Here is a 12,955-nt window from a genome sequence, read left to right on the forward strand (position 1 = left end):
TATTAAAGTGACGGAAAATAGCAAGTAACTTGGACCAGTGTTGATCATTTAGCATTGTTCGAGGCATAGCGAGTGTAAAATTGGGTTTGGCGATTTAATTTTACTATCTCGCTATTTTTTTAATCAATAAATGTCAACAGACCCTAATATTACCTGCTTCTTTTGCAGGCTTTTTGCTGTTTATAGCCTATCTAACTTTACATAAGGCCAATAAAACACGGCATACACGCGTTTGGCATTCAAATTGCTTAACAGTATTACGTTTTATTAAAAAAGTAATATTGGGGCTTGGTCAGTATGGGTTATGTCGCAAGAGAGCTCAGTCCAAAAAGCAAGCTATTGCTTGGCTTAGGATCATTTTTAATTCCTGTGCTCATTTGGTGTGCAGTGAGTTATTTGCCATTTTTATGGCATCCTCAGGTACAAATTACGCAGTCTGGCAGTGTGCCTTATTTTCAGGTTGATAGCCGTGTCGACAAAGCGGTGTTTTATGCCGAAGCACAATCTGCGGTCAATGCAGGTGCAGAACCACCGCAAGGCAAACTGGTCAATCCGATCTATCTACCTGCACCGCACGAAGTAGCAAAAGCATTAGTTACGGCTTTTATAACTCCACCTGCCCAACCTGATGCCCCATGGTTTCATCAAAGCTTATGGCACAGTATTAAAATTGTGTTCAGCGCTTTTTTTATTGCCTCTCTCATCGGTATTCCACTGGGTATTCTTTGCGGTTTTTCTCAAAAAATATCTCTACTGACCGAACCCTTTGTTGAGTTTTTCCGTTACTTGCCCGCTCCTGCTTTTGGCGCCTTAGCCGTTGCGATTTTAGGCATTAATGATGCACCTAAAATTGCCATTATCGTGATTGGTACGCTATTTCAGCAAATTCTAATTATCGCCAACACCACACGGATGGTAGACCGTGGCCTGATTGAAGCAGGTTTTACGCTGGGCACCAATAAAATAAAAAGCTTATTTTATGTGGTGATTCCAGCAGCGCTTCCTGATATTTACCGCGACTTGCGTGTATTGCTCGGCTGGGCTTGGACCTATCTGATCGTATCTGAACTGATCGGCACAACCTCTGGGATTACCTGGTTTATCACCCAACAAGCGCGTTACCAAAACTTTGACAATGTCTATGCCGCGATCCTCATCATTGGGGTGATTGGTTTGGTGTGCGATGTGGTGCTAATGAAACTCGGTCAACGTCTATTTAAATGGAAAGCAGGAGCAAAATAATGAACAGCACAGAGTTTAATGCCACCACTTATTTCGATGCAATTTATGCACGCCCTGTCATTTTAGAAGCAAAAAAACTTACACAAAGTTTCAAGCACGGCAAAACTGAACGCACTATTTTAAATCAGTTGGATTTAAAGATTCATAAACGTGAATTTATCTGCGTGATTGGCCCATCGGGTTGCGGTAAATCGACCTTTAGCCGAATTGTGGCTGGGCTTGATCCTTACAGTAGCGGTGAATTGCTGGTCGATGGCCAAGCGATTGAAGGCCCAAGCCCTGAGCGTGGCATGGTGTTTCAAGGCTACACGCTTTTTCCATGGAAAACGGTCAAAGAAAATGTGATGTTTGGCCCTTTAATGAAAGGTGCCAGCAATGCTTCGGCCGAATCCAGCGCCCGAGAATGGATTGATATTATTGGTCTAGAAAAATACCAAGATCAGTATCCGCATCAGCTTTCTGGCGGGATGAAACAGCGCGTTGCTATTGCCCGCGCATTGGTCAATGAACCAAAAATATTATTGATGGATGAGCCTTTTGGCGCACTTGACCCGCATACCCGTCAAAAAATGCAAAAGCATTTAATGGATCTATGGCAAAACATTGATATCACCATCATTTTTGTGACCCACGATATGGATGAAGCGATTTTATTGGCGGATCGTATTGTGGCGCTCAAAGCCAATCCTGGTGAAATTAAAGAAATTATTGAGGTCGATTTACCCCGTCCTCGTAATCCTGAACTCATGCTGAGTCCTGAATTTAAACAACTGCGTGAACGGGTGGATTTCTTGGTACATGCGCAGGAAGACGAGCTCGACCCAGCGATGGAAAACCTACCGAAAATTCCACGTATGACCCAAGTCAGTACGCAAAAATAACTGGATTAAATCCCTCTTCATCTTTAGGACGGCCTAAATGATGTACTACAGCGTTGGACGGCCAACATTACAGGAATTGAAGATGAATGAATCTTATGTTTTGCCACTTGTTGATATATCGAAAATGCAAAGTACGGTACTGTCAGAACGCTTAGAAGTAGCCTCTGCATTGGATCAAGCCTGTAAAGATGTTGGTTTTCTATATTTAAAGGGTGATCAGTTCAATTTTGATTTTGCGACATCACTAATTCAGGTGGCAAAGCGTTATTTTCAACAAGATACCGCAAGTAAAATGCAACACTATGTTGGACTGTCGAAAAATCATAGTGGCTATGTGCCAATTGGTGAAGAACAATTTGCAGGCAACAGCTACGACTTAAAAGAAGCCTATGACGTCAATTATGATTATCACGGCGAAGCGACAGCATTTCCTTTGCTTGGCCCTACGTTATGGCCAGATGATGCCACATTTAAAAGTACGGTCAGTGATTATTACTGCCATTTACGCAGTATTAGCGAGCAGATTTTTCAGGCCTTTGCTTTAGCATTGAATGTCGATGAGCATTTTTTTGATTGCAAAATTACCCATCCGACCAGCCAGCTGCGTCTAATCCATTATCCGTATAACCCTGAAGTGAAAGATGCCGAAGGTATTGGCGCGCATACAGATTATGAGTGCTTTACACTGCTCTTACCGACTGCACCAGGTTTGCAGGTACTCAATAAACAAGGTGAATGGATGGATATTCCATTGATTGAAAATACCTTGGTGATGAATATTGGCGATATGATGGAAATTTTTTCGAATGGCAAATATTTGGCCACTAAACACCGTGTTAAAAAAGTCTCTGAAGAACGCTACTCTTTCCCCTTATTCTGCGCCTGCAATTACGACACGATCATTGAGCCAGTACATTCAACTGAAGCGCCTAAATATCAGCCCTTAATTGGTGGTGAACATTTATTTAATCAAACCGCGCAAACCTTTAGTTATCTTAAAAAACGTATCGCTTCAGGAGAGCTGAGTCTAAGAAATGCTGTGCCTTTGTCCTCATTTGGTATGGATGAAAATACAGAAGTACAAGGAGCAAACGCATGAATTTATTTCAGGCTTTAGCACAGCTTCCAGCCAGCCAAGAGATTTCAGGTCCTATTCCAGACTATTTGTATGGTGCATTTCGTCGTAAAAGTATCAGTTTTTCAAATGGTTTAACGGATGAAAAAACCATTGTTTATTGGTTTCAATCACGTAGTTTCACCATCGATCTACGTTTAAAAAGCCAAGAAAATACGCCAGTGAATGAGCGTCAAGGCTGGATTGGCAACACTCTTTGGGATGCTAAACAACAATTATTGTCTTGGGACGTTAAAGCACACTCAAATTATCAAAATCATGTGCAATGGCCAGAACCTGCAAAACTGCATGCGATTGGCAACTGTATTTTAGAATTCTCTCCAAGCAATGCCTATGTTGAAGACTGGCGTCAACAAGTTCATGAAGGGCTATTTTTAGGCCTGCGGTTGCAGTCAGCCCTCGATGTAGAAAGTCATCAACCCTTGCAGATGGATGGCGGTTTAATTATTTGTGATAAGCATGTGGCCTTCGCACTGAGCCGTTTACCTACAGATCAGCAAACAGTTGCCAGCATCAACATATCATCTGCACCTACTATGTATGAAAAGTTGATTGAAAGCTTTGAAGTGTCCATCGCTGTAGATGGTCTGCATAAGTACTATACAACGACTTCCTCTCAGCAAAATCAAGTGTTTAAATTTGATGATTTTAAAGTTATTGATGAAACACATTTGATGCAAAACGTCATTATTAATGGTCAAGCAGTACAGCTGATATTCGAGGTGGATATTTATGTTCCACATTATGCATTTCAGCGTCGCACTGATACCACGACAGAAAGTACAGATTGGTTGCAAAATGAAAAACAGCACCTCTTGTACCATGCCGTAGAATGTCTATAGGAAATCAATGTCGTTTATATATTTGCTTATCGCAATCATTGCGGAAGTGATTGCCACGTCCGCCTTAAAAGCCAGTAATGGCTTTACTGAACTTGTGCCGATTATTTTTACCGTGTTGGGCTATGCCATTGCGCTCTTCTTTTTAGGTTTGACCTTTAAATCGATTCCTATGGGATTGGCCTACGCCATGTGGTCCGCTGCAGGCATTGTACTGATTTCTTGTGTGGGCTGGATTGTGTTTAAACAAAATTTAGACCTACCTGCCATGATTGGTTTGGCCTTTATTTTATTGGGTATTGTGATTATTAATGTTTTTTCTAAAAGCACAGAGCTTTGAAATGTCAGTTTTAAAATGAAGTTTTTAAATAATATCTCTGAAATTTTAAAGACTTAAATTGCTATAGATAAAAATACTCTAGCTAGCTGTTGCACACTAGAGCATACTTTTCGAATGAATAAACTATAATCTGTCGGATTTTATAAGATGCCTTTCACTAGAAAAAAGCATCCAACAATACATAACAGCACAGCAAAACATTTTTTCAGTACTGCTGGTGAAAGCGCATGCGCAGTTTTCGCGCCATATTTAGCCGTAAAGAAACTCATCACACTAATGCCCAAAAAGGCATAGATATGAATAAAGCCAATGGTATTTGGAATTTCAACATGCTGCTGCATGCCGAAGAACATAAAACCTAATGCGCCAGCAATGGCAATGGGTAAACCGCAAGCGGCAGACGTCCCGACCGCTTTTTGCATCACCACGCCATTTGCCGTTAAATACGGCACCGTAATACTGCCGCCGCCAATCCCGAAGATGGCCGATGCAACGCCGATACCCGAACCTGCTGCAATTTGTTTAGCTGTAGATGGTAGTGTTTTATTTGGATCGACTGGCTTTTTTGCTCCCATAAACATGGTATAAGCCACCCAAAGTAAAAATACACCGACAATCATTTGCAGATGTAAACCTGACAGCCAGCCTGCAATCCCTGCGCCTGCAAAACAGCCAATCGCCATAGACGGAGCTAAATTTTTAAATACAGGCCAAATCACAGCACCATTTTTATTGTGCGCCATCAAGGAGCTGATCGATGTCACAACAATCGTAGCCAAAGATGTGCCGAGCGCCAAATGCATAATCACATCGGGACTATAGCCCATTTGGCTAAAAACAATATAGAGCAAAGGCACAATGATAGTACCGCCGCCAACGCCAAACAGCCCCGCAGCAAAACCAGCAAATGCACCAATAATTAAGAAAGTAATGAGTTCCACAATATACCGATTTAAAATGAAGAGAAATCTTGTATAAATCAAATATGTACTATCATTCGGTGAATAATGAATGTTCCCTCTCTTTTTTAAAGGATGAGGAACATGCTCCTCATCACAAAGGGAGAAGCAACTTTTAGTTACTCATTTAAAATCACATTCTGAATGTTTTTTGACTTTGGCAAGAAATCTAATATTGATTATAAATAATTTACGAAGTGATTAAGCCAACTCCACTTGACCCACAGCATGATAAGCACGGTTGAAATACACCAAGCTTTCCTCCTGCTGACTTTGCTTGATTGCGACCACACGGCACATAAACACGCTGTGCGTACCCACTTCTTGAATCTGTTCAATCTGACAGTCAAAACTGACCAAAGCATCTTTTAATATTGGTGAACCTGTTTCTAATGTGGTCCAAGAACCCAATTTAAACCGCTCTTCCGAATTGAATTTGCTTGAAGCAAAAGCATTGGAAATCTGCTCATGCTGTGCGCCCAAAACATTGACAGACAGAACTTTATTTTCAAGAAAATGCGCATGAGAACGAGATGATTGATTCATACAAACCAGCAAAGTTGGCGGTGTATCTGTCACACTGCATACTGCTGATGCTGTAAATCCATGCATGCCTGCTTCGCCCTCAGTCGTAATCACGTTGACTGCAGTCGTCAATAAAGACATTGCATTTCTAAAATCAGTTGCTTCAATCATCTCTTCAATCTCAATGGTCTATATGGCTTATCTCTTTCTCAGGTTTGGACAATAGCAAATTTAATTTCCTTATTGCCCTTACATGAAATTGAGTCAGCTCGAATTTATGCGGTCAATTCTTGGCGAATAATGGCAGCGCCTGCGCTTAGCGCATTTAGTTTGCCTTGCGCCACGTGGCGAGGTAAAGGCGCCATACCGCAGTTTGTTGAAGGATATAGCTTGTCGGCATCTACAAATTGCAATGCTTTGCGTAATGTATTAGCTACTTCTTCTGCTGTTTCAACTTGATTGGTTGCAACATCAATTGCGCCAACCATGACTTTTTTACCGCGGATGAGTTCGATTAAATCCATTGGTACACGAGAGTTTTGGCATTCAAGTGAGATGATATCGAGCTTCGATTGTTGCAGTTTCGGGAATGATTCTTCGTATTGGCGCCATTCATTACCCAAAGTCTGTTTCCAATCGGTATTGGCTTTAATGCCATAACCATAGCAAATATGAACGGCTGTTTCGCATTTCAAACCTTCAAGCGCACGCTCTAATGTCGCAATACCCCAGTCATTGACTTCATCAAAAAATACGTTAAATGCAGGCTCATCAAATTGAATGATGTCCACGCCTGCCGCTTCAAGCTCTAGCGCTTCTTGATTGAGGATTTTAGCAAATTCCCAAGCTAATTTTTCACGGCTTTTGTAGTGACCATCATACAAAGTATCAATCATCGTCATTGGGCCAGGCAAAGCCCATTTGATCGGCTGATTGGTTTGGCTGCGTAAGAATTTTGCATCATCAACAAACACTGCTTTCTTACGCGATACTTCGCCCACCACAGACGGTACACTTGCATCGTAACGATTACGAATACGCATCGTTTCACGCTTTTCGAAATCTACACCTTCAAGATGTTCAATAAATGTGGTTACAAAATGCTGACGGGTTTGTTCACCATCACTGACAATATCAATGCCTGCATGGATTTGTTCATGCAAAGATAATTTCAACGCATCACGTTTTGCATCTAATAATTCTTCGCCTTCAAGCTTCCATGCTGACCACAGTTTTTCAGGTTCAGCCAGCCAAGATGGTTTAGGTAAGCTGCCAGCAGTTGAAGTTGGGAGTAAAATGGCCATATTCGATCTTCTATCTCTATATTCTAAATTTTGCAAAAACCAAAAAGTTATCAATTGATTATTAAATTCATATTGAAAGTCCCTTCTCCCTATGGGATGAGGAGCATGCTCCGCAAGAGGATGAGGGAATATTTCATATATATCCTCTCCCTAACCCTCTCCTTAAAAGGAGAGGGAAATTTCTTTACGAAATAAATATTGATCACAAATTAACTGATGCATGAAACATATTCTTTAAAACAGGTGCTTTAAATCACAAGTGATTTAAAATTAAGCTGCGGCTGCATTTTCAATACTAAAATTAGCCGCCCACTCATTCAGAATGTCTTTATATGGCTGGATAAAGTTCTTTTCTGTCCATTTGCCCTGTTTAACCGCCAACTGACCACGTTCAACACGGTCATACACAATACGGGTTAATGAATAATCACCGAAGCTTAAGCTTGGTTGATACACTAAACCTGCTGTCGCATTGGTATTGTAAATTTCAGGACGGTAGATTTTTTGGAAACTTTCCATGGTGCTGATCGCGCTGATCAGTTCGAAATCTGTATAGTCGCTGAGCAAGTTATTTGCCGAATAGAATGCCAATGGTGCAGTTGCATTTTCAGGTTTAAAGTAACGAACGCTTAAGCCCATTTTTGCAAAATAATCATCTGTACGGGAGTAATCATCATTAGTGTATTCCACACCTAAGATCGGATGCACATTTGCAGTACGGTAATAGGTTTTTGTCGTTGAAACACTTAAACAGATGACAGGCTGTTTTTTAAATTCAGCTTTGAATACATCTGAATTGATCAAATGTTGATATAGCTTGCCATGTAAATCACCAAAATCTTCAGGTTTTTCATTGAACTTACAGCCGAGTGCTGGTAATACCACGCTGAAGTCATAGTCACGTACATACGATGAAAAACTGTTGCCGATCATGCCTTCAATGCGTTCATTGGTTTTATGGTCGATGATGGTGCTCTTTAAAGTTTCAATAAATGGGAAAGTTTGACCATTGCCTTCCACATCGAGTTCAGCCGAAATGATGTCAATTTCAAGTGAATAACGATCTGCATTTGGGTTGTCACAAGTAGCTAAACTATTGAAACGGTTATTAATCATTGCCAAAGTACGGCGCAGATTCTCTTCACGGTGTTCACCACGTGCCAAATTGGCAAAGTTCGTTGTTAAACGTGTATTGTCAGCTGGTTTATAGTTTTCATCAAAGCGGATACGTTTGATTGAACATGCAAATTTATGACTCATGGAGATTCACTACCCTAAAATTAAAAATAATCAAAATTTCTGTATGAAGTAATTTATACGTGAAACTTAAGATGAATAAAAATGATTTAACCTCAACTAAAAGTGAGATAAATTCATGTTTAAGATTTAAATACAATGAATTTTCTTCAACTATGCATCATTCAACTGGCGATAAAAAAACTGCCACCCAGGTAGCATTTAAATTTTATTTAATGTAAATAAGGGCTTAAAAAAAATTCAATGAAAATTTTTTCATTCAAACACACATCTGAAATGTGTCGAATCGTACAGATTGGCTCAATATCTCAACTCTCAAAATTTAGCGATTTATTCATTAGGGTGAATTTTTCTAACTTTAAAATGAAAAAAGATCAAATCACTAATTGTTTTAATATTGAATCTGTAACACTAATATACTTTTGTCCTGAGCTATAAAGTTCTTAAACCTTGCCATAAATAGATAAACAAAATATGAAATAAGCATATATTCATGTCGTTTCAGCTTTTTAGTCAATATACTGAATATGACTCAACTTGTACTTAGAAAAAATCAGCATATTCGAGCTTTGATATGTCCATGAATCGCTAAAATATAAAGTTTATACTTATAGCTTATGATTATGTCTAACAAACTTGACCGTCAGAAACTGACGCTCCCAACAGGTCATGACAAGCTTTTATTGCATTCTTGCTGTGCGCCCTGTTCTGGCGAAGTCATGGAAACTTTAATTGAATCTGGTATTGATTTTTCGATCTTTTTTTACAATCCCAATATTCATCCAGTAAAAGAATATGAAATCCGTAAAGAGGAAAATATCCGCTTTGCAGAAAAACACAATATTCCGTTTATTGACTCTGACTATGACACAGACAATTGGTTTGCTCGCGCTAAAGCTATGAAAATGAGCCTGAAAAAGGCATTCGTTGCACGATGTGTTTTGATATGCGCTTCGAGCGTACTGCACTTTATGCGGCAGAACATGGTTTTAGCTTAATTAGTAGCTCACTGGGAATTTCACGCTGGAAAAATATAAAGCAGATTAATGACTGTGGTCATCGCTCCGCTTCATATTATGAAGGCATAAGTTATTGGGACATTAAATTGATGTTGTTAGCCCTGAAATTTTTACATCATTCAGGGCTTTTTTTAGCTATATTTCAACTTATTTCAGTTCTTCAACCAACGTTGGATAGATTGATCCATCGACATCCATTTCGGTTTTATAAATGCCATTGGCAACATTAAATTTGTTCACGTGATAACTCGAGCCATAAAGTGAATCAAATCCTGTACCTTTTTTAAAGACTTGTTTATTGGCAGCTAAATCCAGTAAATGTGTCCCTCCAATAAACTGTTCATATTGTGCAGGATCAACGCCAACACGGGTCGACATGATTTTCACTGCATCGGCATGCGTTGCAGGGTCGTTGATGTATTTAACCGTTTTATCCCAAACTTGAATGATTTTTTTCCATTCTTCTTTGTTGGCAGATAAATGCGTCATGTTGACGGTTAATGTGTCGTAAATCAGACCGGGTTTATCTTTCGATGTATAAATAATTTTAGAGCCAGCAACAGCTTTCAAAGCTTGATTTGCGACCGGTTGCCACACGGCAATCGCTGCAATATCAGGACTTGCAAATACTTGTGGCAGCTCATTGGTCATGGTGTTGACCAACTTCACTTCAGAAGCTTGAATTTTTGCATCATCCAAAGCCGTCGCTAAAAGCAAATGATCAACCAAGCCTTTTTCAGTCGCGACACTTTTTCCTTTTAAATCGGCAAGGCTATTGACGCCATCTTTAGCAATGATGACATCATTACCCGCAGAATAGTCCGTCGCCATAATCATGACGCCTTTCGTGCCGCCAGAACCCGTGACTAAGTTGTCGCCATTAGTGACCAAAACAGCATCCAACTGATTAGCCGCAAATGCAGATAATGAAGCTGAATAATCAAACCATTTAAAGTCCACATTGACACCGGCTTCTTTCAACCAGCCTTTTTCAATAGCAACTTGCCATGCGACAAAACCAGGCCAGTCGCTATAGCCAATTGTGATGGCTTTTGTATTGACTGTGCCTTCTGCTTGCGCGTTTGGTTCAGGTGTTTTGGCTGTATTGTCACAACCACCCAGTAAGATGGCGGTCAAAACGGATGCAGATAAGCAGGCTTTTTTGATCATAGTGCGATTTCCCCGATGGCATTACAGTTAAATTTGGTATTGGTGTACAAAAACGATGGTGTATTCGGATTACTGACTGATTTAGCATTGTGCTTTGCACGATTTGGTCTATGGTTGGCTGCAATAGCATGTGCTTGCTGTTTATTTGTGATTTGGTCTTTATGACCTTGTGATCGATATAATTGGCCCATTTTAAAACTCCTTAATTCTTTGCATTTTGCGGAATTGGCGGCATCACAGCGTCCATCAACTCCAAATGTCCTTTAATCACACTCTTAAGTGCTGAAAAATGCTGACTGATAACTTTGAGCTCTGAACTGACGCCTTGCAGAATCATGACTTCTAAAATTTTGTGGTCATCGAGTTGAATATGCAGCGAGCTCACTACTTGTTCTAAAAACTGCTGCTGTAAATCTAAAAGCTGAATACGTAGCGCCGTACTACTTGCGTCATAAAGTAAGGTAAATGTGCCGACCATCACTTCATTTCGTTGCTCCTGATCGGCAATCAGATGCTTATTGATCATGTCGACAATGGCCTGAGAACGGCTTTCATAATGCTGATCGGCAATTTTTTGATCCAAAGCATCGACTGTTTTTTCAGGTACTGTAATACTGATACGCGCCAGCTTTTGTTTAGGCACTGTTGTTCCTTATTTTTTTTGCTGAATATAGAAACCCGCACGGGCGCTCAGTAGCTCAATAAAAAATTGCTTTAATTGATGCAGAAATGTTGCAGATTGATGGCGGTTCATATGCATCTCCTGTTTAAGTAATACGAAATATTTATTTCGTAATATCGATAGAAATGCAGAAACTGTGCCAAGTGAGGAACATGAAAAATGATCGTTTTTTGGGACTCTTAACTTTCTTTTAGATTTTATTGTTCATTATTTGTGCGATAAACGCACTCCTACCGCCCCATTTGCACTAATACTGCGATGTATTATTTGATGAAGGACCATTTATTAAGGTCGTTGTTCTTAAACAAGAGCATTGACCGACATGTAACAAACTCGAAGTTCAATTTATTTCATCAACATTGAACATCATTTATACTGATTGATCATTCTATTCATCACTCAACGCCTATGAAATATTTCAGCTGCGCGGTATGTTCTAACCAAATCTTTTTTGCCAATTCACACTGTGTCAATTGTCAGACTGCGCTGGGTTATATTGCCTCTGAAAAGCAAATGGGCTGTTTTGAAAAGCACAGCACTACGCTGTGGCTTGCGTTAAATCCTGAAATAAAGGGAAAACGCTTTAAACCTTGTCATAATTATCAGCATCATCAGATATGTAACTGGATGGTGCCTGCTGACAGTGAGGAAATTTATTGTGAGTCTTGCCTGCTCACGCACACAATTCCCAACTTAGATAACCCAGACCATATTGTGTACTGGGCACGATTGGAACATGCTAAACGGCGTTTTTTGTATTTAATGCAGCAGCTCAATACCATGCCGCGTCCTAAACGCAGCCAAGATGACCGTTTTGGACTTCGTTTTGATTTTCTGATGCCAACAGAAAATACACCTGTTATGACCGGTCATGCCAATGGAATTATTACCTTGAATGCCAGTGAAGCAGATGTGATTTACCGCGAAACAACGCGTATAAAAATGGGTGAAAACTACCGTACACTTCTAGGTCATTTTAGACATGAAAGTGGTCATTATTATTTTGATTTGATTAAACATTTACACCCAGAGCTGATTGATGAATTTCGAGAACTGTTTGGTGATGAACGACAAGATTATAGTGAAGCTTTGAAACGTCATTATAATGACGGTGCTCCGCAAAATTGGGCGGATTACTATGTTAGTTCCTATGCCAGTACGCATCCTTGGGAAGATTGGGCGGAAACATGGGCGCATTATTTGCACATGATGGACACTCTTGAAACCGCCTACTATGCAGGATTAGTGGTCAAAACCAATAAGTCAGATTTGAATAATTTAGAACTGAAAGAGAACCCGATTGGCGCTCAGAATTTTGACCTCTTGCTGCAACATTGGATGACGTTGACCTTTAATTTAAATGCATTGAACCGCAGCATGGGCTTAGATGATGCATATCCATTTACATTGTCGAATCCAGTATTGGATAAATTACGATTCATTCACCACAAACTGCTCAACATGACCTTAAAAAACCAGCAGCACAATTAGATTAAATTTAATACGTGATATTGTTTGAACCTCAGATCAACTTTTCTGTATTACAGCATTCGTACATTAGCTTATAGAAAGGATGTATACGTAGTAATTTTCTTGGATTGA

Annotated in this window: 13 protein-coding genes and 1 pseudogene; 7 read left to right on the forward strand and 7 right to left on the reverse strand. The window is 39.9% G+C overall.

Annotation, left to right across the window (positions count from 1 at the left end):
- The first annotated feature begins 297 nt into the window (after positions 1-297).
- The 5 genes from FTT76_RS12375 (at position 298) to FTT76_RS12395 (ending at position 4,437) form a co-directional block, all read left to right on the forward strand.
- Complete coding sequence (locus FTT76_RS12375; RefSeq protein ID WP_180008832.1) at positions 298-1,242, forward strand: ABC transporter permease; 945 nt, start codon at positions 298-300, stop codon at positions 1,240-1,242.
- Complete coding sequence (locus tag FTT76_RS12380) at positions 1,242-2,123, forward strand: ABC transporter ATP-binding protein (protein WP_120367011.1); 882 nt, start codon at positions 1,242-1,244, stop codon at positions 2,121-2,123. The genes FTT76_RS12375 and FTT76_RS12380 overlap by 1 nt, the downstream gene beginning before the upstream one ends.
- An 82-nt stretch (positions 2,124-2,205) precedes the next feature.
- On the forward strand, positions 2,206-3,222 hold the full coding sequence (locus tag FTT76_RS12385; RefSeq protein WP_180008900.1) for an isopenicillin N synthase family oxygenase: 1,017 nt from the start codon (positions 2,206-2,208) through the stop codon (positions 3,220-3,222).
- Entirely contained in the window at positions 3,219-4,100 is an 882-nt protein-coding gene (locus tag FTT76_RS12390) for a hypothetical protein (protein ID WP_180008834.1), read from the forward strand. The genes FTT76_RS12385 and FTT76_RS12390 overlap by 4 nt, the downstream gene beginning before the upstream one ends.
- Before the next feature lie 7 nt (positions 4,101-4,107).
- Positions 4,108-4,437, forward strand: a complete 330-nt coding sequence (locus tag FTT76_RS12395; protein ID WP_168377505.1) for a multidrug efflux SMR transporter — start codon at positions 4,108-4,110, stop codon at positions 4,435-4,437.
- A 140-nt stretch (positions 4,438-4,577) separates the two neighbouring features.
- Here the strand turns inward: FTT76_RS12395 and FTT76_RS12400 are convergent, their stop codons facing one another.
- The 4 genes from FTT76_RS12400 to FTT76_RS12415 form a co-directional block, all read right to left on the reverse strand.
- Positions 4,578-5,378: a sulfite exporter TauE/SafE family protein gene (locus tag FTT76_RS12400; RefSeq protein WP_180008836.1), complete on the reverse strand. Its 801-nt coding sequence runs from the start codon at positions 5,376-5,378 to the stop codon at positions 4,578-4,580.
- Positions 5,379-5,597: 219 nt separating this feature from the next.
- Entirely contained in the window at positions 5,598-6,092 is a 495-nt protein-coding gene (locus tag FTT76_RS12405; protein WP_111884696.1) for a flavin reductase, read from the reverse strand.
- 104 nt (positions 6,093-6,196) lie between these two features.
- Positions 6,197-7,225, reverse strand: a complete 1,029-nt coding sequence (locus FTT76_RS12410; RefSeq protein ID WP_106984404.1) for a methionine synthase — start codon at positions 7,223-7,225, stop codon at positions 6,197-6,199.
- Positions 7,226-7,495: 270 nt separating this feature from the next.
- Entirely contained in the window at positions 7,496-8,485 is a 990-nt protein-coding gene (locus tag FTT76_RS12415) for a putative oxygenase MesX (protein ID WP_180008838.1), read from the reverse strand.
- 620 nt (positions 8,486-9,105) lie between these two features.
- Between FTT76_RS12415 and FTT76_RS12420 the strand changes: the two are divergent.
- Positions 9,106-9,581 (forward strand): annotated as a pseudogene (locus tag FTT76_RS12420) (epoxyqueuosine reductase QueH); the annotation flags it as partial.
- A gap of 67 nt (positions 9,582-9,648) precedes the next feature.
- Here FTT76_RS12420 and FTT76_RS12425 read toward each other — a convergent pair.
- The 3 genes from FTT76_RS12425 to FTT76_RS12435 are packed head-to-tail and all read right to left on the reverse strand — an operon-like array spanning position 9,649 to position 11,314.
- Entirely contained in the window at positions 9,649-10,671 is a 1,023-nt protein-coding gene (locus FTT76_RS12425; RefSeq protein WP_180008840.1) for an ABC transporter substrate-binding protein, read from the reverse strand.
- Entirely contained in the window at positions 10,668-10,862 is a 195-nt protein-coding gene (locus FTT76_RS12430) for a hypothetical protein (protein ID WP_180008842.1), read from the reverse strand. The genes FTT76_RS12425 and FTT76_RS12430 overlap by 4 nt, the downstream gene beginning before the upstream one ends.
- A gap of 11 nt (positions 10,863-10,873) precedes the next feature.
- On the reverse strand, positions 10,874-11,314 hold the full coding sequence (locus tag FTT76_RS12435; RefSeq protein WP_180008844.1) for a ribbon-helix-helix protein, CopG family: 441 nt from the start codon (positions 11,312-11,314) through the stop codon (positions 10,874-10,876).
- 447 nt (positions 11,315-11,761) lie between these two features.
- Between FTT76_RS12435 and FTT76_RS12440 the strand changes: the two genes are divergently transcribed.
- Complete coding sequence (locus FTT76_RS12440; protein ID WP_180008846.1) at positions 11,762-12,844, forward strand: putative zinc-binding metallopeptidase; 1,083 nt, start codon at positions 11,762-11,764, stop codon at positions 12,842-12,844.
- Positions 12,845-12,955 lie beyond the last annotated feature (111 nt).

The sequence above is a fragment of the Acinetobacter sp. YH01009 genome (assembly GCF_013420765.1).
Classification (GTDB): Bacteria; Pseudomonadota; Gammaproteobacteria; order Pseudomonadales; family Moraxellaceae; genus Acinetobacter; species Acinetobacter amyesii.